We start from the raw sequence: 20,590 nt of genomic DNA, 5'->3' as shown, positions 1-20,590 counted from the left end.
ATAACTGCAAATAATCATCTTGCCGGTATCTGCCATGCTGCAACTGCGCCCCAACTGTGAATGCTGCGACCGCGACCTGCCCGCCGATGCATCCGATGCTCTGATCTGCAGCTTCGAATGCACCTTCTGCCACGACTGCGCGCAGCGCTTCGCAGGCTGCTGTCCGAACTGCGGCGGCAACCTGGTCACCCGCCCGACTCGCCCGGCACATCTGCTTGAACGCTACCCGGCCAGCAGTGACCGGGTGCTCAAGCCACATATCCACTGATGAACGCCGGCGAGCTGCTCTCGCTGTTTCTTGCCCTGACGGTGCTGGCGGCACTGCCCAGCAGCAGTGTGGCGCTGGTCGTTGTGCGCAGCGCCCGCTGCGGCGTTGGCCAGGGTGTTGCGGCAGCAATCGGCATCACCCTCGGCGATTTGCTGCTGGCCGCGCTGGCGCTGGCGGGCTGGCAGGTGGTAATCGACAGCCTGGGAGGGGTGTTCAACCTGCTGCGCTGGCTGGCAGCGGCCTACCTGATCTGGTTTGGCTGGTCCCTGTGGCGTCAACCGCATACAAAGCGGGCACTGCCCGTTTCGACCGGCAGCAGCTGGCACAGTCTGATCGCGGGGTTGCTGCTTACCCTCGGCGATATCAAGGCCCTGATCTTCTACGCCAGCTTCCTGCCCCTGTTTGTAACCACACCACTGTCGCCCGGGGTAGCGCTGCAAGTACTGATCACCACCGCAGTGGCCTTGCTGCTGGTCAAGACACTCTATGCGGTGCTTGGCAGTCGCCTTGCCCTGCCCCGCCAGAGCCGGGGGCTTCAACGTCTGGGGGGCGGGCTGCTGATTGGCTGCGGACTGTATCTGGCGAGCCGTTGACCTACTGACCTGATATCAGGCTGCTGCGTGCCTGCTGCACATTGCCCTGTTCTTCCAGACGACCCGCCGGCCCGCACTGGGCTATAGTAGGCAGTGCGGCGGAGCAGACGCTCCGACAGGCTATCCGACAAAACTTATAACACTGGAGCCACAGCATGAGTGCAGCCATTTTGCTACTGATCGGGCTGGGATTGATGACCCTCGGGTACTTCATCTACTCCCGTTTCATTGCCAACCGGATCTATCGCCTCGACCCGGATTTTCGTACACCAGCGCACGAATTCGAGGATGGCATCGACTTTGTTCCGACCAACCGCTTTGTGCTGTGGGGTCACCATTTCACCTCCGTCGCCGGCGCCGCGCCCATCGTCGGGCCGGCCATTGCAGTCATCTGGGGCTGGCTTCCGGCTTTCATCTGGGTGGTGATGGGCACCATTTTCTTCGCCGGCGTCCACGATATGGGCGCGGTCTGGGCCAGTGTGCGCAACAAGGCCAAATCGGTCGGCTCGCTAACCGGCGACGTAGTGGGCAAGCGTGCCCGCAGCATCTTCATGATCGTGATTTTCCTGGTGCTGCTGATGGTCAACGCCGTCTTTGCGGTGGTCATCGCCAAGCTGATGATGAGCTTCCCGACTGCCGTACTGCCAGTCTGGGGTGCGATTGTCGTCGCATTGATCGTCGGCCAGTTGATCTATCGCCGCATGATCAGCCTGCCGGTAGTATCGGTAGTTGGCGTCGTCGCGCTCTACGCGCTGATCTGGGCCGGCCCGTCGGTGCCGATTCAGATGCCGGCCGAGATTGCGGGACTCTCGGGCAACGCCATCTGGATTCTGCTGCTGTTCCTCTACGCAGGCGTCGCGTCTGTGCTGCCGGTGTGGATGCTGCTGCAACCACGTGATTACATCAACGGCCTGCAGTTGTTCGTCGGCCTGCTGATTCTGTACGGCGCAATCATGCTGCTGAACCCGGCGCTGGTCGCACCGATGATCAACGATGATGTGCCTGCCGGCACCCCCTCGATTGTGCCGCTACTGTTTGTCACCATCGCCTGCGGCGCCATTTCGGGCTTCCACGGTCTGGTGTCTTCCGGCACCACGTCCAAGCAGCTCGACAAGGAAACCGACGCCCGCTTCGTCGGCTACTTCGGTGCCATCGGTGAAGGCTGCCTGTCACTGGCAGCGATTCTGGTTGCCTGTGCCGGCTTTGCCAGCCTGACAGACTGGAAAGCCATGTACAGCGCCTTTGGCCAGGGCGGCGTCACCGCCTTCGTGCAGGGCGGCGCCTACGTCATCCACAACGGTCTGGGCCTGCCCGAAGTGACCGCCGCCACCCTGCTGACCGTAATGGCCGCACTGTTCGCTGGCACTACCATGGACACCGGGCTGCGTCTGCAGCGCTATATCTTCCAGGAATGGGGCGAGATCTATCATCAGGAGTGGATGAAGAAACCGCTGCCCGCCACCCTGCTGGCGATCGGCAGTTGCCTGCTGCTGGCCTTCGGCGCTGGCGGTGCGGACGGCTCCGGCGGCATGATCATCTGGCCGCTGTTCGGCACCACCAACCAGTTGCTCGCCGGCCTGACCCTGCTGGTGATTACGGTGATGCTGGTGCACTACCGCCGCCCCATGTGGTACACCCTGCTGCCGCTGTGCTTCCTGCTGGTGATGACGGTGACCGCGCTGGTGATCCAGCTCAAGACCTTCTACGACCAGCAGAACTACTTCCTGCTTGCGCTGGATATCGTCGTGCTGATTGCCGCCATTCTGGTCGCGCTGGAGTGCGCTGCGGCGCTGAAACGGCACTTGGCACTGGCGGCAGCGGAGCAAGCCGATGGCCGCTGACCGTGGCGAGAAATGGCGCGCCTGGCTGAGTCAGGCGCGCTTCTTCCTGGAAGAGGCCTACAGCTCCCGCTACCGGGGCGCGATTGCCCGCAGCCGGCGTGACCATGATGATCTGTTCATGCTGCTGGTGTTCAGCGAGATGATGGGCGTGCCCAACCCGGCTTCCTACTACACGCTGGAGCTGCAGCCGCTGCTGCTTGAACGCTTCCACGACTGGCACCGGCGCATGGGTATGGAACACTCGCCGCTGGACCATTTCCGCTGCTGCTGACCGGGAGAGTCAATATTTCCACTACCCACCTTGACCTGCTGCAACGCCGCCTGCTGTGGGTTGGCGGCAAGGGCGGCGTCGGCAAAACCACGGTCGCCGCGGCACTGGCCGTACTCGCGGCAAGCCGGGGGCAGCGCTGCCTGATCGTCTCGACTGACCCGGCGCACAGCCTGGGGGATGTGTTCGACCGCCCGCTGGATGATCGCCCCAGACGCCTGCTGCCCAATCTGGACGCGCTGGAAATCGACCCCGATGCCGAGGTGGACGCCCACCTGCAGCGGGTGATTGAGCAAATGCGCAAGCTGGCAGCACCTGAGATGCTGACTGAACTCACCCGGCAAATGCAGCTGACCCGCCATTCACCGGGCACTCAGGAAGCGGCACTGCTCGAGCGCATTGCCAGACTGGTCACCGCACCGCCGGACGACTACGACCTGATTATCTTCGACACTGCCCCGACCGGGCACACCCTGCGCCTGCTCACCCTGCCTGAGGCTATGGCCGCCTGGACCGATGGCCTGCTCAGCCACAACCGCAAGTCCGCCGAGCTGGGCAAGGTGCTGCAGCACCTGACCCCGCGCAGCGGCCGTGATCTCAATAGCCCGTTTGACGACCCCAACGAGGATCCGCTAAGCGGTCTGGATCAGCGCACCCGCAGCGTTGCCGAAGCCCTGCGCAACCGCAGGCGGCTGTTTCACCAGGCCCGCCGCCAGTTGGAGGATCCAGCAACCAGCGGTTTTCTGTTTGTGCTGACAGCCGAGCGGCTACCGATTCTGGAGACGGTACGGGCAGTAGAGAGTCTGCAGCAGGCGCAGATTCCGGTCGCTGCGGCGCTGGTCAACCGGGTCATACCCGACAACGCCGACGGCCACTTCCTGCAACAACGTCGGCTGCAGGAAGCCAGCTACCTGCAGCGCATTGATGGCGAGCTTGGCCACCTGCCGCGTCCGCAACTGCCCTGGCTTGAAACCGACGTGCAGGGCATCGGGATTCTCCAGCAGCTGGCGACACTGCTGGAGCAACAGGGGTTTTGAGCGTCGCTTAGCGCAAGCGCAGGGGCTGACCGGCCGCCTTGCGCTCGGCCTGCCACTGCTCCAGCGTCTGCGCCGCCTCTTCAGCGGAGAGTTGCCCGATGATCTGGAAGTAATCCTGGCGCAGCGGATCAGCCATCACCTCGGAACGGGGCTTGATACGGACCGCGTAGACGGTCTGCAGGTTCTGATGGTCGAATGCACGCCAGGTCTGGGTATCCTTCAGCAGTTGATAGCTGTGCCCTTCCAGCGCACGAATCAGCCCTTCGCTATCAAGCGACCCGCTGCGCGCAACCGCATCAGCCCACTGGTAGACAATGCTGTAAGCCGATGCGGCCGAGCTGGAAGGATAAGTCTGATAGCGCTCGGCAAAGGTACTGACAAATTGCTCACCCCGTTCAAAGCCGAACTCGCGCGGTACATTCCAGGTCCATGGCACCGCACCCAGCACGCCGGCCATGACTGACGGCCCGGCCTGCTCGACCATGCTCAGGGTCAGATTGGGTACCACCACCTGCACGTTCTCGAAGCCGAGCTGACGAACCAGGCCCATCGCCTTGACCATCTGATCACCAAAGAGCACCAGCACCAGCACCTCGGGCTCGGCAGCACGGGCCTGCTGCAGCGCCTCGCGCAGTTCACGCAGCGACGCATTCGGGAACGGTATCCGCACAGCTCCGTGCACCGCCAAATCATCCGTGCCGGTAAAGTGGCGCATCGACTCCTCGGTACTGTGGCCCCAGGTGTAGTCCGCGGTCACGTAGTAGTAGCGCTTGCCGGCGTACTGATCCTGCAATTGTGCCGCCAGTACCCGCGCTGCCATCCAGGCGTTGTAGCTCTCGCGGAACATGTATCGCTGGCCATCGCGCCCAGTGGTGTCGTTGGAATAGGTCAGTGTGCCGAAATACAGCAGGCCACGATCGCGGGCGCGCTTGCCTGCGGCAATGGCCACGGCGCTGCTGGCACCGCCAAACAGCATGCGCGCACCGGCATCGGCCAGTTCGTCAACATTGCGCACAGCCCGCTCGGGATTGGACGCACTGTCGCGCTCCAGCAGCTCCAGTGGACGTCCCAGTACCCCGCCGGCCTGATTAATCTCGTCCAGCGCGAGCATTGCGCCGCGCATCTGCATCAAGCCCTCCTGGGCATACTGGCCGGTGCGTGGCAGATTAAGGCCAATGGCAATCGGCTCGGCCGCGCCGGCAAGGCCGACCCAGAGCATGGCAAGACCAGCCAGGCAGCAACGTACGGGTGAAATAAGATAAGTGGTCATGAGAGGCGTCCTTGAATCAGCGAGAAACTCCGCAAAACGCCGCATCATTCCACAGCAAGATGACATCCCGGCAGTGTCCTTTGGTCGCACCTGTATACATCTGAACACTGGCTGACCAGGCAGCACAATGCTATACAGAGTGTTTTTTGACCAGCATGGAAGGTCACACCATGATGTCAGACAATCAGCTGCTTGCCGACGCCCGCGCCATTTTGGCTGGTGCGCAGAACAAGATTGACCGCTTGTGCTCTATTGATCCGTTCTTTATCGACCTGTCGCTGCGCGAGAATCCGGTTGGCGCCCGGGTTGGTCAGACGCTGCAGGACAAGCTGGCGATCCTGCCAAAGCTGCGCGAATTCGGTTTTCGCAACATTCTGCTGGGCACCCTCGACTACGCCATGCCCGACGAGCTGGAAGTCGACGACGACTTTATGATCTACCTGCGCGACCATCAGGTCGACATGACCGGCTGCTACGCCTTTACCGATCTCGGGCTGGTAAACGACATCGGTGAATTCATGCCCTCGCCGTCGATGCTCAAGTTGCGCGACTACCGCGTGCCCAATACGCTGCACGAGATCTACCTGAGCCGGGACGGCATGGCCGGCCAATACGACTTTGCTACCCTGCGCCGCAGCATTCCCGCCAGCATCGCCTGGCTGCGGCAGAACATCAGTGGCGATGACGGCGGCGCCCCCAGGATCATGATCAACGTCGTCGATGGCTGCGATGCCTTCATCCAGAATCCGGAGGAAACCATCGAGATACTGCAGTTGCTGGCACAGCAGCCGATCTTCGGGCTGAGCATGGAAGATGATCGAGGCACCTACCTGCCGTTCCAGGTTGGCGCCTTTGTCGCCGTCGCTCGCCGCTGTCTGCCTGCGCCACTCAAGTTGCTGGTGCATATTCATGCCGGCGCAGGCGTCGAGAACGCCTCCGTCATCGAGGCCCTGCTCAACGGGGCAGACGGCGCCTGGGGCGGGCTACCCAAACGTGCAGCCATTATCGGCCATGCGTCTCTGGGGGAACTGATTGCGAATCTGGTTCGGGTCGGCAATCGGCACATGGCATCTACCTACCGGCTCGACCGGCTGCTGCCGCTGGCGACCCGCCTGCAGGTACTGGACGAAGAGGAAGCGATACCTGACGACCTGCCAATTCTCGGCAATAACGCCTACCGGCTGCCGCTTAGCTTCTTCCGCCAACGTCCAGACCGCTTCATGGATCTGGTTCCCCAGGCCATCGGTGGCAGCTATGGTTACCGCATCTGCCCGGTTGTCAGCGATGCACCCGTGATTGCCGGGCGCCTGGCAGAGGTCACCGGACAGCCTGCCGACAGCTTCGCCCAGCCTGTTCTGGAGCAAATGATCCGGCTGATGCGCCGCGACTTGCGCTCCGGCCAGCGCATCGTATATGACCAGCCGGCCAAGCTGCTGACGCTGTATCAGCGCGCACGGCAGACTGCAGGCAATACGTCATCAGGGGTAACGCCAAGTGATGGCCAACTGGCATGAAGCATGCTTACATTCAGCACTGAACAAAAAAACGTCAACAGGATACGGGTATGAGCGACATCGCCACCGAGATAGCCCACGACAGCGCGGTCTATAAGACGCTGCTCGAATCAACCAAGGCCATTCCCTGGAAGATCGACTGGAAGACCATGACCTTCGCCTACATCGGCCCGCAGATAGAACACCTGCTGGGCTGGACACAGGACAGCTGGATCAGCGCCGACGACTGGGCCAACCGCATGCATCCGGAGGACCGCGAGTGGGTAGTGAACTTCTGCATCTCCCAGTCCCAGGCCGGAACCGATCACGAAGCCGACTACCGTGCACTCACTGCCGACGGTGAGTACGTGTGGATTCGCGACGTGGTTCATGTAGTACGTGACGAGGATGGCGAGGTTGAGGCCCTCATCGGCTTCATGTTCGACATCAGCGAGCGCAAGAAAACCGAAGAACGCCTGAAAACCCTGCAAAAGGAACTGGAGGAGCTGTCTTTCAAGGATGGCCTGACCGGCGCCGCCAATCGTCGCATGTTCGACTCCATTCTGCAGCTGGAATGGACCAATGCCCGGCGCAACGGCCAGCCGCTGTCGGTCATTCTGCTCGATATCGACTACTTCAAGCAGTACAACGACCACTACGGTCATATCAGCGGCGACGACTGCCTTAAACGGGTTGCCCAGGCATTGAGTGGCGCCGCAGCACGTTCGCGCGATTTCTTTGCCCGCTACGGCGGTGAAGAGTTCGTACTGGTACTGCCGGAGACCGACGCCAAGGCTGCCGAGCGCGTGGCAGAGCGTTGCCGCTCGCTGATTTTCAAGGAGCAGATTCCCCACGCCAACTCGGAGGCGGGCCAGATTCTGACTGTCAGTATGGGCATTGGCACCATTCTGCCTGGTCAGCATGACGACCCACGGGCCTTCCTCGACGCCGTGGATCGCAGCCTGTATCAGGCCAAGCAGCAGGGCCGCAACCGTATCGTCAACGGCGCCTGACTCAGCCCGCCGTTGTCAGCATCGGCTGCACCAGCAGCCACGCCGAGTACAACCCCAGCAGCAGGAAGGCCAGGGCGGTAATGCGGCGGATCAGGGTCAGCGGCAGGCGCTCTGCCGCGACATTACCCAAAATCACCACCGGTACGTTGGCCAGCAGCATGCCAACGGTCGTGCCCAGAACTACCCAGACGTAGGCATCGAATTGCGCAGCCAGCACCACCGTTGCGATCTGGGTCTTGTCACCCATCTCCGCGAGGAAGAAAGCAATGACGGTCGCAACAAACGCGCCATAACGCCCAACCGGTGGCGCGTCGTCTTCATCCAGTTTGTCGGGAATCAACGTCCAGGCGGCAACCGCCAGAAACGACACAGCAAGAATCGCGTGCTGCCAGGTGTCGTTCAGGTAGTCGGCAACCAGTTGGCCGATGGCACCGGCCATCGCGTGATTGGCCACAGTCGCCACCAGAATGCCCCAGATGATTGGCCACGGCCGGCGAAAACGCGCCGCCAGCAGCAGTGCCAGCAGTTGGGTCTTGTCGCCGATCTCAGCCAGCGTGACGATCCCGCTCGATACGAAAAAAGCTTCCACGGAGTTTCCAAAGGAGGGCGGGATTACGGTTCCATTGACACACGACTACCCCCGCCCTCGGCTGGTGGTCGCGTGTCAAAGGTCTCGTCAAACCCGATACCGCATTGAGCGGTGGAGGGTCGCAAACGCCATGATCTGCGGATCAATTATGTTGACGTTTGCCGGTGCAAGCAGGCGCTTGCGCAGAGGCTACTCCCCTAAGACGGGCGCAAATATAACGGCAAAGGCCGGCTGAATCAACCCGGCGCGACCGCCGAGTAGACCTTGAACCGGTTGTTCTCACGCAACACCTGACAGGGCCCAATGTGCTCCTCGATCAGCGGCGGGTAACGCAAAAAGCCGTTGGCAACGATGCGCAACTCTCCTCCCGGCTGCAGGTTACGGGTCACCTGCTCGAAGAAGCGTTCGGCGATGCTGGTGTCCTGACGGATACCGGTATGAAACGGCGGGTTGCTGATAACCGCGGAAAAGCGGCCGTGCACGTCACTCAGCCCGTCAGAGGCATGCACCTCGGCCTCGACACCGTTGAGCGCCAGCGACTGCCGCGCGCAGTAAATGGCTAGCGCATCGATATCGACCAGTTCAAACCGGCAACCCGGGTTACGCCGCGCCATGACCAGCGACAGCACGCCGGAGCCACAGCCAAAATCCAGCACCCGGCCGGCCGGCAGCGGCCGCTGCTCGGCCAGCAACAGCTCGCTGCCCTCGTCCAGCCGGCCATGACTGAACACACCCGGCAGGCTGACCAGTTGCAGCGGCTGATCGTCAAACCTCAACTCGTACTGCTGCCGCCAGTCTTCCAGCAGGAATGGCGCAACCGGCTGATCGACGATCACCCGCCAGAGCTGACAATGCCGCGCCGAATCAAGTTTCTCCGGATGCGCTCCATAGCGGCCCAGCAGTTTTTCCGCCCGGGTAATGCCGCCCTTCTTTTCGCCAACCAGATAGACCGGCTTGCCCTGCGCCAGCAACGGCACCATCTGCGCCAGCGCATACTCGGCGCGCTCGATCGCCTTGGGCATGACCAGAATCGCAGCATCCAGATCATCGACCTGCGGACACAGGTGAGAGAACACCAGCCGCTCTTCCGGCAGCGCGCCAGCCAATCCGCGGCTGCTGGCGTAGTCCCAGCACCAGAGTGTCCAGTCGGCCGACAGGCTGCGGGTCAGGCCGTCCGCCGGCGGATTGACCAGCAGCAGGCGCTGACCGCTGAACAGCTCGGCGCTGCGCTCAAGTATCTGGCTGGTATTGTCCATCGGGCTCTCCGCTGACTGGTGCAAAGGGGCGCATTGTAAGGGATGTGCTGATTTAGTGCGCGGCTCAAGTACCGCGCGGCTTGGCCCGGCGGGTTGGCTCGGCCTGTAACGGGTCATCCGGCCAGTAGTGCTTGGGGTAGCGGCCCTTCATGTCTTTCTTCACCTCGGCATAACTGCCCTGCCAGAAGCCGGCCAGATCCTGGGTCACCTGCACCGGGCGTTGGGCCGGCGACAGCAGATGCAATTTGAGCGCCTGCCGACCGCCGGCGATACGCGGAGTATCGGCACTGCCGAACATCTCCTGCAGACGCACCGCAAGCACCGGCGGCGTCTCGCTGTAGTCGATACGCATCCGTGAGCCGGTCGGCACCGTCCAGTGGGTCGGCGCCTGCTCGTCCAGTTCCTTTGGCAATGGCCAGGGCAGCAGCCCGGCGAGAATATTGCCCAGCTCCAGGTTGGCGAAATGCGCGAGCCGGTTGACCTTGTCCAGATAAGGCGCCAGCCAGTCTTCCAGGGTAGCGAGCAAGGCCTCATCCGACAGGTCCGGCCAGCGGCTATCATTGCCCTTCGCCAGATCCAGCTCACGCAGCAACTGCACCCGCGCCTGCCATTGCCGCTGCTCCGGCTTCCACGGCAGCAGATTGATACCCTGGCGCCGTACCACATCACAGAGTGCGCGCTGGCGTAGTTCCGGTGCCACCTGCGGCAGCGCCTTGCGCTGCCAGATCAGCTCGCCAATGCGCTGCTGCCGCTCGGCCAGCAGGGTTTCACTGCGGCTATCCCACTCCAGGGTGTCGCGCTCACTCAGCAGCGCCGGTTCAACCGCCAGCAGGCGCTCCATATTAAGCTCGGCAGCCACAAAAATCCGCGCCTGACGCTGACCGCCCTGCCCGCCCAAAGCCGCCACCGCCAACCACGCCGATTGCTGCAGTCGGTCGACCTCGGCAAACCCGGCTGAACGGCCATTGGCCAGACGATAGTCGGAGCCGGCCGCGCCACGTCGCTGAGCGATGCGATCCGGGTAGGCCAGCGCCAGCAGCACGCCGTGCCAGTCATCATGCTGCGGGTCGCTGACCCGGTCGCTGGCCGGCAGCCGATTCGACAGTCGCGTCCATTGGTCAACCAGCCGCTTGGCGCGTTGCAGCGCCGCGCGATCAACATCGGCACCCCGCGGATCATCGAACAGTGCCAGCCGCGCACTGAGATCGGCGTTGTCGGCGCGGCGCAGCAGGTCGCGCTCATCAATCACCGCAGCAATACGCGCTGCCAGCTCAGCCAGGCCAAGCCGCCGCCCTTCAACCAGCATATGCGCTAGCCGTGGATGCATCGGCAAGCCAGCCAGCACCCGCCCGTGGTCAGTCAACTGCCAGTTGGCACCGTCGCGCTGCAAGGCACCGAGCCGTTCCAGCAGCTCACGCCCCTGCTCCAGTGCAGCAGCCGGGGGCGGATCCAGCCAGACCAGTTCATCAGGCTGTTGTACGCCCCACTGCGCCAGCTGCAGCGCCAGTGGGGCGAGATCCGCCTGCAGCATCTCGGCATCACGCTGCGCCGCCAGCTGCTCGTGCTGCTGGGCAGACCACAGCCGGTAGCAGACACCGGGTTCCAGACGGCCGGCACGGCCGGCGCGCTGCTCGGCAGCGGCGCGCGATACTCGACGGGTCTGCAATGCGCTCATGCCCGACAGCGGATCAAACGCCGCCTCACGGGACAGGCCGGCATCCACCACCACGCTAATGCCCTCGATGGTCAGACTGGTCTCGGCGATGGCGGTCGCCAGCACGATTTTGCGCTTGCCCGCAGGAGCCGGCGCAATCGCGCGGCGCTGGGCCGCCAGATCCAGATCGCCAAACAGCGGAGTAAGCAGCACGTTCGTCTGGCCGCCCAGCACCTCCTCCAGCCGCGCCAGCACCCGGCGGATCTCGGCCATGCCCGGCAGAAACACCAGCACGCTGCCGCGCTCGTCGTCCAGCGCGCGCAGCACGGTCTGTACCACCTCGGCATCATTCGAGCGTCCCAGGGTTGCCGGTGCGCCGTAACGAATGTCCACCGGATACTGACGGCCCTGACTGGTGATGATCGGCGCGTCGTCCAACAGGCGGCTGACGCCCTCGGCGTCGAGCGTCGCCGACATGACCAGCAGGCGCAGCGGCGGATCGTCGCGCAGGTATTGCTGGGTCTGCACACAGAGAGCCAACCCCAGATCGGCATCCAGGCTGCGCTCGTGGAACTCGTCGAAGATCACCACGCCAACGCCTGGCAGCTCCGGATCGTCCTGCAACATCCGCTGCAGAATCCCTTCGGTGACCACCTCTAAGCGTGTCGCCGCGCTGACCTTGCTTTCCAGCCGGATGCGATAGCCTACCGTCTGCCCCACCGGCTCACCCAGCAGCTCGGCCAGTCGCTCGGCAGCCGCTCTGGCCGCCAGCCGACGCGGCTCCAGCATGATGATCTTCTGCCCGGCCAGCCAGCCGCACTCAAGCAGCGCCAGCGGCACCAGTGAGGTCTTACCGGCACCGGGCGGCGCCTGCAGGACGACCGAATGCTGGCCGGCAAGGGCCTGTTTGAGTTCGGGCAAAATCCGGGAGACGGGCAGATCGTTCATGGCGCCTGAGCTGATTGAGATGAGCCGGCATTATAGCGAGCTCGGGCTTTCCGTCACTCCGGGCGACCGCTATGCTAGTGCGGCTGGTTCAACCCTCTATCGTGAGTCCTGCTCCGTGAATAGCCGTCTCAAATCGCTGTCTGCCGCCATCCTCTGCGGCGCACTGATCACACAACTCAGTGCCTGCGGCACCATCTTCTACCCCGAGCGCCGAGGCCAGATAAGCGGCCAGATTGACCCAGGCGTGGCCATTCTCAATGGTATTGGCCTGCTGATTTTTATCATCCCGGGGCTTATCGCCTTCGGCATCGACTTCACCACCGGCGCCATTTATCTGCCGGGCGGCAAATACAGCGTGGCACCAGAGACATTGCAGCAGGCAGTCGATGCTGATGGCCGGGTCGATACCGCCGCGCTGCAGCACATTCTCAAGCAAGAGCTGGGGAAGGACTTGCCGCTGGCACAGGCCCGCCAGATCAAGGCCGACTCAACCACTCAGTTGGCAAAGTTGCAACTGACGGGGCGTGGCTGATGAGCAAACCGCACGCAATGGGAGAAGAGCGCGCCCGGCTGCTGCGACTGGCTACCCGCGCCTCGGTCGGCGTGGCGCTGGTGCTGATCGCGCTGAAGGCTACCGTTTGGCTGACCACCGGCTCAGTCAGCCTGCTGGCCGGCCTGATCGACTCACTGATGGACGCCGCGGCGTCGACCATCAACCTGTTTGCGGTGGCCTATGCGCTCAAACCCGCCGACAAGGAACACCGTTTCGGCCACGGCAAGGCCGAGGCGCTGGCGGGCCTGGCACAGTCGGCCTTCATCACCGGCTCGGCCGTGCTGGTGTTGCTGCAGGGCATCAACCGCCTGCTTCACCCCGAACCGCTGGAAGCCGCCTGGGCCGGCATTGCCGTCATGGTCTTTTCGATCATCGCAACCCTTGCACTGCTCGCGATCCAGAAGCACGTTATCGCCCGCACCAACTCCACCGCCGTTGGTGCCGACTCACTGCACTACAAGTCTGACCTGCTGCTGAATCTGAGCATCATCGTTGCGCTGCTGCTGGCCCAGTTCGGCATTCAGCGGGCCGACGCGCTATTTGGTCTGGGCATTGCGCTCTTCATTGGCTACGGCGCGGTACGTATCGGACTGGATGCGATTCAGATTCTGATGGACCACGAGCTGCCGGACGAAGTGCGCGCCGAGGCCCTGCGCATTGCCCGAGCGGTGCCGGACGTCATCGACGTACACGAGCTGCGCACCCGCGAGTCCGGCCAGCACTGGTTCATGCAGCTGCATCTTGAGTTACCCGCTACTCTGACTCTGGCCGACGCCCACGCGCGTGGCGAGCAGGTTCGGCTGGCAATTGTCGAGCGCTTCCCGCAGGCCGACGTGCTGGTTCACAAGGATCCGGCGTAGACCACCAGCTGGAAGCTGGAAGCTGGAAGCTGGAAGCTGGAAGCCATAAGTTTGAGCAAGCGGCTGATCTATGGACAAGCCCGCAGCCTTCAGACTGCAAACAAAAAAAGGCGAGCTGCCTGCAGGGCAGCTCGCCTTTTTACGTCCTCCTCCATCCTCTTGGGATGATGCCTTTGCTCCCGTGCCTCGTGGGCTGGGTAACCGACTGGCCTCACACCTTCTGGATGCTGTGGCCCCGTTTCGCCTTGTGGACGAAGCGGTCTGGACGATCGGCTTCGGCTGAATCTGGTGAAAATAATATCCCTATCTTCGGGAAATAAATTACCTGTTTTTGCACATAATCTTGCGACATCAGCAATAATTAACTAAAAATACATAAAAACGCGCAATTGAGAAAATCGCCATGAATAATCTCGACCTGGATCGCTATGATCTGAAGATTCTCGCCGCCCTGCAGCACGATGCCCGCATCAGCAACCAGGAGCTGGCAGAACGGATTGGCCTGTCGCCTTCGCCCTGTTCGCGCCGGGTGAAAGCGCTGGAAGAAAGCGGACTGATTCGGCGCCAGGTAGCGCTGCTGGATCCGGCCAAGCTCGACCTCAAGCTGACAGCCTTCGTGATGATTGGCATGGACCGCCACACCCCGGAGCGCTTCGCCGGTTTCGAGAAAGTCATCAGCCAGTGCCCTGAAGTGCTGGACTGTTGCCTGGTGACCGGAATGGACGCCGACTACCACCTGCGCGTCGTCGTCCCGGACATGGAGCACTACCAGCAACTGCTGCTGGGTACGCTGACCCGTATCGAGGGGGTTTCCAGCGTCCGCTCCAGCTTTGTACTGAATCAGATCATCGCCAGCACCGAACTGCCGCTGAAACATCTGGGTCTGAACTAGCCAGAACCCGACGGGCAGGCAGATCGACTAGCCGGTATACTGCGGCCCCACCTTTTTCTCAACGGAGCCGCTCGTGACCTACGAACAGTTCGAAACCATTGCCATGCCGCTGATGATATTTGGCCTGGTTGCCTTCATGGGTTTTATCGTCTGGGATCTGGCCAAGGAGTCCAAAGCCGGACGCTACGGCACCGCAGTGCTGTTCTTCGCTCTCGGCCTGGGCGTGTTTGCCTTTATCGTCAAGGAAGTGATGATCATGGTGCTGGAGCACTGACCGATTCAGCCGCTCATCTGACCATTATCCCCGCTGCCCCAACATCTGAATCCTGATTCACTACGCAAACAAGAAGTGAATAAGGATTCAGAGTATGGCCTACCGCACCACCGCCAGCCGCATCGAGCGCGATCAGGTACTGCGCGAACATATTCTTGATTGTGCCGTACAGCAGGTCGCCGATGGAGGCTTCTCGTCACTGACAATGAGTACGCTGGCACGCAGCGCAGGCGTCGCCACCGGCAGCCTATACCGCCACTTCGCCGGCAAAGGCGATATGGCTGCCAGCGTCTTTGTCAAGGCAACTCGCCTGGAACTCGACACCCTCAAGCAACAATTCCAGGCCCCCGGTCGCGCCGTTGATCGCCTGCGCAATGGCCTCACCCAGTTTGCCGCCCGCGCCTGGCACAGCCGCCAACTCGCCTACGCACTGATCGCCGAACCTGCTGAAGAAGAGGTCGAAACCCAGCGCCTTTACTACCGTCAGGCCTACGCTAACCTGTACAGCGAACTGATTGCCGAAGGCATAGCCGATGGCAGTTTTCAGGTCGAGAACATCCCCCTCACATCCGCCTGCGTGGTTGGCGCAGTTGCCGAATCACTGGTCGGCCCGTTGTCGCCCCAGGCCCGAGCAGACCGCGAAAGCGGCCTGCCCAGCGAGACGCTGGAAGCCGTCACCCTCGCCATTGTTCGTTTCTGTCTGCGCGCCATCAACGCCAAGGAGGTCCCATGAGTCAGTTGCATCAGTATGCCGAAACCCATGAAGTCACCAATCAAGTGCCACCGCTGGAAGGCCTCAACCTGTACCGCAGCGACCTGCCGCTGCAGGAATGGGTGCGCCGCTACGACGGCGGCTGGGCAGACGAGCAGCTCAGCACCTACGGCCAGCTGGCCGGTGGCGCCTTGATGGAAGCGGGCTTCCTCGCCAACGAGAACAAGCCGGTATTCAGGAGCCACGACCGCTACGGCCACCGCGTGGACATGGTCGACTTTCATCCTGCCTATCACGAACTGATGGCCGCCGGCATCAAGGCCGGGATTACCAGCGCACCCTGGAATGACCCGCGCCCCGGCGCCCAGGTCGCCCGCGCCGCGACCATGTACCTGCACAACCAGGCCGAAGCCGGTACCAGCTGCCCAATGACCATGAGCTTTGCCTGCGTGCCTGCGCTGCGCCTGCAGCCGGACGTCGCCGAGGTCTGGCTGCCGAAGATCCTGTCCGGCCAGTACGACCCGCGCAACCTGCCGATTGCACAGAAGACCGGCGCCACCATCGGCATGGCCATGACCGAGAAACAGGGCGGTACCGATGTGCGCGCCAACACCACCCGCGCCTACCCGGTCGGCGTCGGCGGCCCGGGCCAGGCCTACGAACTGGTAGGCCACAAGTGGTTCTGCTCGGCGCCGATGTGCGACGCCTTCCTCACTCTGGCCTATACCGACAAGGGCCTGAGCTGCTTCCTGCTGCCGCGCCACCGCCCGGACGGCAGTCGCAACGAATTTTACGTGCAGCGCCTGAAGAACAAGCTCGGCAACTGGGCCAACGCCTCCAGTGAAGTCGAATATCGCGGTGCATTGGCCTGGATGATTGGCCCGGAAGGCCGCGGCGTACCGACCATCATCGAGATGGTCTCGCTGACCCGCTTCGACTGCATGATCGGCTCCAGCTCGCTGATGCGTCAGGCGCTGACCCAGGCCGCGCACCACTGTGCCCATCGCACGGTAGGCACCCGGGTGCTGAACGAGCAGCCGCTGATGCAGAACGTGCTGGCCGATCTGGCGCTGGAAAGCGAGGCCGCGCTGGCCCTCACCATGCGCATGGGCAAAGCCATCGACAACGCCCACGATGCGCAGGAGGACAAGTTCGCCCGCCTGGTCACCGCCATCGGCAAATACTGGATCTGCAAACGCGCGCCGGGAATGATCAACGAAGCGCAGGAATGCCTGGGCGGCGCCGGTTACGTTGAAGAAACCATTCTGCCGCGCCTGTACCGCGAAGCGCCGGTCAACTCGATCTGGGAAGGTTCGGGCAACGTGCAGTGTCTGGACGTACTGCGCGCGCTGTCGAAGGAGCCGGGTGTGCTCGATGCGCTGTTCGCCGAACTGGGTGACGGTCACGGCTCCAGCGCGCTCAGGCTGCGCATCGAGCGGATCAAGCAGCAGTTTGCCGATACCGACGACATTCAGTACCGCGCCCGCCAGCTGACCGAAGACGTCGCCATTGCGCTGCAGGCCAAACTGTTGCTCGAAGCAGGCAACAGCACCGTATCCGACGCCTTTATCGCCAGCCGTCTGGGTGAGCATGGCCAAGCCTACGGCACGCTGCCACGCGGCATCGATGTTGAGGCGCTGGTTGCCCGGTCAACCCCATCCGGCCTGTGAGGAATCGACCATGCCAATCGACCAGAGTATTATCCAGGCGCGGGTAGATGCCGGCTTCAAACGGGCCAACTTCATCGCTGATCTCGGTATTCGCCCCACCGCCTGTGGCCCGGGCTGGGTAGAAGCAGAGCTGCCGATTCTGCCAAGGCACTTCCAGCAGGGCGGTTTTGTTCACGCCGGGGTGCAAAGTACCCTGGCCGACCACACCGCCGGTGCTGCGGCGGCAACGCTGCTGGAAGATAACTTCAGCCTGCTGACCATCGAGTTCAAGGTCAACCTGCTGCGTCCGGCGCAATGCGAAACGCTGCTGTGCCGCGCCGAGATACTGAAACCGGGCAAGCAGATCTGTGTCGCAGAGGCCGAGGTGTTTGCCTTGCAGAACGGGGAAAAGCGGCTGTTCAGCAAAACGACTGTCACCCTTGCGGTGCTGCCGGTTGCCGCTACACTGCCGCGCTGACCCAGCCCAGGATAGCCGCAGATGAACCAACGCCCACGTCCATCGAACCGCCCGCGACCACCCGGCAAGCCGCGCCGCAGGCCGGCGGCGCGGCCGGCCAACCCAAAATTGATCGCGTTGAACAAGCCGTTCGATGTGCTGACCCAGTTCACCGACGGTGACGATCGGGCGACACTGGCCGACTTCATCAAGACTCCCGGCGTCTATCCTGCCGGGCGGCTGGACCGCGACAGCGAAGGCCTGCTGCTGCTGACCAACGACGGCCGCCTGCAGGCACGCATCACCGATCCGAAGCACAAGCTGCCGAAGACCTACTGGGTACAGGTGGAAGGCGAACCCAGCGAGGAGCAGTTGGCGCAGCTGCGCGCCGGACCTGAGCTGAACGACGGCCCCACTCGCCCGGCCGAGGTGGAGCAGATTGATGAACCCGCCCTGTGGCCGCGCAACCCTCCGGTACGCTTTCGCAAGAGCGTGCCAACCAGCTGGCTGGCGATCACCATCCGCGAAGGCCGCAACCGCCAGGTCCGGCGCATGACCGCAGCGGTCGGGCTACCCACGCTGCGCCTGGTGCGCGTGCGCATCGGTGACTGGACCCTCGGCGATCTGCAGCCGGGGCAGTGGCGTGAACTGCCAAGCACCGGCTGAAACCCGAACAGCAAGACCCCATCACCTAACGACAACAACAGGATGGATACCCCATGAACATTCCCAAACTGCTCGCGGTCAACGCCCGCAAGTTTCCCGAGGGCGAAGCCCTGATCACCGCAGACTGCCGCCTGAGCTGGTCCGAACTGCATGACCAGAGCCTGCGTCTGGCTGCCCATCTGCACGAGCAGTACCAGATCGGCAGCGGCGACCGCGTCGCACTGTACATGCCCAACAGCTACAGCTGGGTGCTGGGCTACTTTGCCGTTATTAACCTCGGTGCGATTGTCGTTCCGGTCAATGCGCGCCTGACTACTGCCGAGCTGGAATACATCCTCGGCGACTGCGACGCACGTCTGGTCATCGCTCAGGGCGACCACGCCGAGCGCGCCAGCACTCTGGCTCCCTGCCTGCGTCTGGATCAGCCGGGCGCCCAGGTACTGGACATGCAGAGCCGCTGGGACGTCGCCGAGATTCCGGCCGACCAGCCTTGCACCCTGCTCTACACCTCCGGTACCACGGGCAAGCCCAAGGGCGTGCTGTTCCACCACCACGCGCTGCTGACCGTCGCCAACGCCTCGGCGCTGGAAATGAACATGCGCCCGCACAGCCGCATGCTGCACATGATGCCGCTGACCCACTCGGCGCCGCTTAACGTCTTCCTGCTCGGCGGCACCTACGTCGGCGCAGCCCACGTGGTACTGCCCGATTTCCACCCCACGCTGCTGCTGGATACCGTCGAGAAGGAGCGCACCACGCACTTCTTCGGCGCTCCGGTCGCCTTCATGATGACCGCGCAGCAGCCGGATATTGCCGAGCGCGACATCAGCTCCATGCAGTACTGGATCTACGGCGGCGGGCCACTGTCAACCGAGCAGCTGCAACTGATCGCCCAACGGATGAACACCGACCGTCTGTACTGCGTCTACGGCCTCACAGAGGCCGGGCCGAGCGGCACCATCATGCTGCCGGAGGAGCACCCCGGCAAAGCCGGCTCGATCGGCCGCCGCGGCGCGTTGCACACCGAGCTGCGGATGGTCGATGAACAGGGTAACGAGCTTGCTGGCGAATGCACCGGCCAGATCCAGATTCGTACCGAAGGCATGATGCTTGGCTACTGGAACAAGCCGGAAGCGACCGCCGAATGCCTGCACAGCGACGGCTGGCTGGACTCTGGCGATCTCGCCCGCCGCGACGCCGAGGGCTATTACTGGGTGCTTGGGCGCGCCAAGGAGCTGATCATCTCCGGTGGCGTAAACGTCTACCCGCGAGAGATCGAAGTGGCGCTGGAAGCCCACCCGAATATCGTCGAAGTCGCGGTATTTGGCGTACCGCATCCGCAGTGGGGCGAAACCGTCAAGGCGGTCGTCGTGCTGCGCGAGCCGCTCGCCGACCTGCACGCCGAGCTGAGCGCCTATCTGGAACCGCTGCTGGCCGACTACAAGCGCCCACGCCTGTACGGCCAGGCTTCAGCGCTGCCGCGCAATGCCAACGGCAAGGTGATGAAACACCAGCTGTCGTAAACCAAAAAGGGCGCCAATGACGTAATGCTGTCCACTTAAGCTGAGAAATCCAAGGCCCTCGGATTACTCGCTACCGCGCGCTGTAGCAGGGACCTTACGGACACGGCATGCCGTGTCCCTACTACGGAGTTGTGGTTATGGCGTTCGTAGGGACGCGACACGTCGCGTCCACAAGGCTCGGGGAGATGCAACATGCCCAAGCCTGTCCCTGCAGCGGTAGTGTTCGCACCAGCACGACATGCCGTATCCGTCCAGCAAAACGCCTCCCTCAAGGCCGGTACAGCTCATGAAAAAGTCTAACTGAACAGCATTACGCCAATGGCGCCCTTTGATCGGCAGCAACAATCAATAGCGCACGCCAAACAAGCGGAATACAAAGCCCAGCAACCAGGCCGGGCCAATCAGCAGAAACTGCACATCCTTGAAGAACGACGGTTTCTTGCCCTCCACATGATGCCCTATGAACTGACCAATCCAGGCCAGCACAAAGATCCCCAACGACCACCAGAACACGTGAGTCATCAGGCTTAGTCCCAGCAGCATCAGTAAGCTGACCACCAGCATCGCCAGTGCAATCTGCCAGGACAGCAGCACATAGAATACCAATGCTGCAGCTACGGCCCCCATCGCTACCCACGGATGAATAGCCCACAGCATACCGAGCACACTGAACGTAATCAGCGGCACACAGATCCAGTGCGTCAGCTTGTTGAACGGGTTGCGGTGGCTTTCACCGTACTCGTCAAACCATTGGTCAATGGCTTTCATAGGTCA

21 protein-coding genes and 1 riboswitch are annotated in these 20,590 nt (G+C 62.6%); of the genes, 16 read left to right on the top strand and 5 right to left on the bottom strand.

The window, feature by feature from the left end; genetic code table 11:
• The first annotated feature begins 34 nt into the window (after positions 1-34).
• The 5 genes from B7O88_RS02045 (at position 35) to B7O88_RS02025 (ending at position 4,007) form a co-directional block, all read left to right on the top strand.
• Complete coding sequence (locus tag B7O88_RS02045; RefSeq protein WP_088273519.1) at positions 35-268, top strand: DUF1272 domain-containing protein; 234 nt, start codon at positions 35-37, stop codon at positions 266-268.
• A complete protein-coding gene (locus tag B7O88_RS02040) occupies positions 268-861 on the top strand; it encodes a LysE family translocator (RefSeq protein WP_088273518.1) in 594 nt (197 codons plus the stop codon). The genes B7O88_RS02045 and B7O88_RS02040 overlap by 1 nt, the downstream gene beginning before the upstream one ends.
• Before the next feature lie 155 nt (positions 862-1,016).
• Positions 1,017-2,702 carry a carbon starvation CstA family protein gene (locus tag B7O88_RS02035; RefSeq protein ID WP_088273517.1) on the top strand — a complete coding sequence of 562 codons (1,686 nt, stop codon included), beginning with the start codon at positions 1,017-1,019 and terminating at the stop codon, positions 2,700-2,702.
• On the top strand, positions 2,692-2,973 hold the full coding sequence (locus tag B7O88_RS02030; protein ID WP_088273516.1) for a cory-CC-star protein: 282 nt from the start codon (positions 2,692-2,694) through the stop codon (positions 2,971-2,973). Before B7O88_RS02035 ends, B7O88_RS02030 begins: the two co-directional genes overlap by 11 nt.
• Complete coding sequence (locus B7O88_RS02025) at positions 2,916-4,007, top strand: ArsA family ATPase (protein ID WP_200818400.1); 1,092 nt, start codon at positions 2,916-2,918, stop codon at positions 4,005-4,007. The genes B7O88_RS02030 and B7O88_RS02025 overlap by 58 nt, the downstream gene beginning before the upstream one ends.
• Positions 4,008-4,014: 7 nt before the next feature.
• Here B7O88_RS02025 and B7O88_RS02020 read toward each other — a convergent pair whose 3' ends face one another.
• On the bottom strand, positions 4,015-5,277 hold the full coding sequence (locus B7O88_RS02020) for an ABC transporter substrate-binding protein (protein ID WP_412779049.1): 1,263 nt from the start codon (positions 5,275-5,277) through the stop codon (positions 4,015-4,017).
• A gap of 170 nt (positions 5,278-5,447) precedes the next feature.
• Between B7O88_RS02020 and B7O88_RS02015 the strand changes: the two genes are divergently transcribed.
• Together B7O88_RS02015 and B7O88_RS02010 are read left to right on the top strand one after the other, a co-directional pair.
• Complete coding sequence (locus B7O88_RS02015) at positions 5,448-6,791, top strand: beta/alpha barrel domain-containing protein (protein ID WP_088273514.1); 1,344 nt, start codon at positions 5,448-5,450, stop codon at positions 6,789-6,791.
• Positions 6,792-6,841: 50 nt separating this feature from the next.
• Positions 6,842-7,783 (top strand): GGDEF domain-containing protein, encoded by a 942-nt coding sequence (locus B7O88_RS02010; RefSeq protein WP_088273513.1) that lies wholly within the window; start codon positions 6,842-6,844, stop codon positions 7,781-7,783.
• Between the two features lies 1 nt (position 7,784).
• On the opposite strand, the gene B7O88_RS02005 is transcribed toward B7O88_RS02010, so the two are convergent.
• The 3 genes from B7O88_RS02005 to hrpB form a co-directional block, all read right to left on the bottom strand.
• Positions 7,785-8,372: a TMEM165/GDT1 family protein gene (locus tag B7O88_RS02005; protein WP_088273512.1), complete on the bottom strand. Its 588-nt coding sequence runs from the start codon at positions 8,370-8,372 to the stop codon at positions 7,785-7,787.
• Positions 8,373-8,397: 25 nt separating this feature from the next.
• A riboswitch (yybP-ykoY riboswitch) is annotated at positions 8,398-8,582 on the bottom strand.
• A gap of 26 nt (positions 8,583-8,608) precedes the next feature.
• Positions 8,609-9,628 (bottom strand): class I SAM-dependent methyltransferase, encoded by a 1,020-nt coding sequence (locus B7O88_RS02000; protein ID WP_160003123.1) that lies wholly within the window; start codon positions 9,626-9,628, stop codon positions 8,609-8,611.
• A 64-nt stretch (positions 9,629-9,692) separates the two neighbouring features.
• Positions 9,693-12,230: an ATP-dependent helicase HrpB gene (gene hrpB, locus B7O88_RS01995; RefSeq protein ID WP_088273510.1), complete on the bottom strand. Its 2,538-nt coding sequence runs from the start codon at positions 12,228-12,230 to the stop codon at positions 9,693-9,695.
• Positions 12,231-12,345: 115 nt separating this feature from the next.
• Here hrpB and B7O88_RS01990 point away from each other — a divergent pair, with 115 nt between their 5' ends.
• The 9 genes from B7O88_RS01990 (at position 12,346) to B7O88_RS01950 (ending at position 19,816) form a co-directional block, all read left to right on the top strand.
• Positions 12,346-12,762 carry a polyribonucleotide nucleotidyltransferase gene (locus B7O88_RS01990; RefSeq protein WP_088273919.1) on the top strand — a complete coding sequence of 139 codons (417 nt, stop codon included), beginning with the start codon at positions 12,346-12,348 and terminating at the stop codon, positions 12,760-12,762.
• Positions 12,762-13,643: a cation diffusion facilitator family transporter gene (locus B7O88_RS01985; protein WP_235005703.1), complete on the top strand. Its 882-nt coding sequence runs from the start codon at positions 12,762-12,764 to the stop codon at positions 13,641-13,643. The genes B7O88_RS01990 and B7O88_RS01985 overlap by 1 nt, the downstream gene beginning before the upstream one ends.
• Positions 13,644-14,046: 403 nt before the next feature.
• A complete protein-coding gene (locus B7O88_RS01980) occupies positions 14,047-14,535 on the top strand; it encodes an Lrp/AsnC family transcriptional regulator (protein WP_088273509.1) in 489 nt (162 codons plus the stop codon).
• Between the two features lie 103 nt (positions 14,536-14,638).
• Positions 14,639-14,809 (top strand): DUF2788 domain-containing protein, encoded by a 171-nt coding sequence (locus tag B7O88_RS01975; RefSeq protein ID WP_088273917.1) that lies wholly within the window; start codon positions 14,639-14,641, stop codon positions 14,807-14,809.
• A gap of 94 nt (positions 14,810-14,903) precedes the next feature.
• The gene (locus B7O88_RS01970) at positions 14,904-15,542 is read left to right on the top strand and encodes a TetR/AcrR family transcriptional regulator (protein WP_088273508.1); all 639 of its coding nucleotides are present in this window, start codon (positions 14,904-14,906) and stop codon (positions 15,540-15,542) included.
• Positions 15,539-17,191 carry an acyl-CoA dehydrogenase family protein gene (locus B7O88_RS01965; protein WP_088273507.1) on the top strand — a complete coding sequence of 551 codons (1,653 nt, stop codon included), beginning with the start codon at positions 15,539-15,541 and terminating at the stop codon, positions 17,189-17,191. The genes B7O88_RS01970 and B7O88_RS01965 overlap by 4 nt, the downstream gene beginning before the upstream one ends.
• 10 nt (positions 17,192-17,201) lie before the next feature.
• Entirely contained in the window at positions 17,202-17,648 is a 447-nt protein-coding gene (locus B7O88_RS01960) for a PaaI family thioesterase (protein WP_088273506.1), read from the top strand.
• Between the two features lie 21 nt (positions 17,649-17,669).
• Positions 17,670-18,293 (top strand): pseudouridine synthase, encoded by a 624-nt coding sequence (locus B7O88_RS01955; protein WP_088273505.1) that lies wholly within the window; start codon positions 17,670-17,672, stop codon positions 18,291-18,293.
• 53 nt (positions 18,294-18,346) lie between these two features.
• The gene (locus B7O88_RS01950; RefSeq protein ID WP_088273504.1) at positions 18,347-19,816 is read left to right on the top strand and encodes a class I adenylate-forming enzyme family protein; all 1,470 of its coding nucleotides are present in this window, start codon (positions 18,347-18,349) and stop codon (positions 19,814-19,816) included.
• Positions 19,817-20,161: 345 nt separating this feature from the next.
• On the opposite strand, the gene B7O88_RS01945 is transcribed toward B7O88_RS01950, so the two are convergent.
• Complete coding sequence (locus tag B7O88_RS01945; protein WP_088273503.1) at positions 20,162-20,584, bottom strand: Mpo1 family 2-hydroxy fatty acid dioxygenase; 423 nt, start codon at positions 20,582-20,584, stop codon at positions 20,162-20,164.
• Positions 20,585-20,590 lie beyond the last annotated feature (6 nt).

Origin of the sequence: Halopseudomonas aestusnigri (assembly GCF_002197985.1) — a bacterium.
GTDB lineage: Bacteria > Pseudomonadota > Gammaproteobacteria > Pseudomonadales > Pseudomonadaceae > Halopseudomonas > Halopseudomonas aestusnigri.
The sequence above is the reverse complement of the archived record's forward strand: the minus strand, read 5'-3'. Positions and strand labels throughout refer to the sequence as shown.

Coding starts and splice junctions, on each gene's coding strand:
- B7O88_RS01945 (WP_088273503.1), bottom strand. CDS start 20,584: ATGAAAGCCATTGACCAATGGTTTGACGAGTACGGTGAAAGCCACCGC.
- B7O88_RS01980 (WP_088273509.1), top strand. CDS start 14,047: ATGAATAATCTCGACCTGGATCGCTATGATCTGAAGATTCTCGCCGCC.
- B7O88_RS02040 (WP_088273518.1), top strand. CDS start 268: ATGAACGCCGGCGAGCTGCTCTCGCTGTTTCTTGCCCTGACGGTGCTG.
- B7O88_RS02035 (WP_088273517.1), top strand. CDS start 1,017: ATGAGTGCAGCCATTTTGCTACTGATCGGGCTGGGATTGATGACCCTC.
- B7O88_RS02000 (WP_160003123.1), bottom strand. CDS start 9,628: ATGGACAATACCAGCCAGATACTTGAGCGCAGCGCCGAGCTGTTCAGC.
- B7O88_RS01950 (WP_088273504.1), top strand. CDS start 18,347: ATGAACATTCCCAAACTGCTCGCGGTCAACGCCCGCAAGTTTCCCGAG.
- B7O88_RS02015 (WP_088273514.1), top strand. CDS start 5,448: ATGATGTCAGACAATCAGCTGCTTGCCGACGCCCGCGCCATTTTGGCT.
- B7O88_RS01960 (WP_088273506.1), top strand. CDS start 17,202: ATGCCAATCGACCAGAGTATTATCCAGGCGCGGGTAGATGCCGGCTTC.
- B7O88_RS02030 (WP_088273516.1), top strand. CDS start 2,692: ATGGCCGCTGACCGTGGCGAGAAATGGCGCGCCTGGCTGAGTCAGGCG.
- B7O88_RS02010 (WP_088273513.1), top strand. CDS start 6,842: ATGAGCGACATCGCCACCGAGATAGCCCACGACAGCGCGGTCTATAAG.
- B7O88_RS01985 (WP_235005703.1), top strand. CDS start 12,762: ATGAGCAAACCGCACGCAATGGGAGAAGAGCGCGCCCGGCTGCTGCGA.
- hrpB (WP_088273510.1), bottom strand. CDS start 12,230: ATGAACGATCTGCCCGTCTCCCGGATTTTGCCCGAACTCAAACAGGCC.
- B7O88_RS01955 (WP_088273505.1), top strand. CDS start 17,670: ATGAACCAACGCCCACGTCCATCGAACCGCCCGCGACCACCCGGCAAG.
- B7O88_RS01970 (WP_088273508.1), top strand. CDS start 14,904: ATGGCCTACCGCACCACCGCCAGCCGCATCGAGCGCGATCAGGTACTG.
- B7O88_RS02020 (WP_412779049.1), bottom strand. CDS start 5,277: ATGACCACTTATCTTATTTCACCCGTACGTTGCTGCCTGGCTGGTCTT.
- B7O88_RS01965 (WP_088273507.1), top strand. CDS start 15,539: ATGAGTCAGTTGCATCAGTATGCCGAAACCCATGAAGTCACCAATCAA.
- B7O88_RS01975 (WP_088273917.1), top strand. CDS start 14,639: ATGCCGCTGATGATATTTGGCCTGGTTGCCTTCATGGGTTTTATCGTC.
- B7O88_RS02045 (WP_088273519.1), top strand. CDS start 35: ATGCTGCAACTGCGCCCCAACTGTGAATGCTGCGACCGCGACCTGCCC.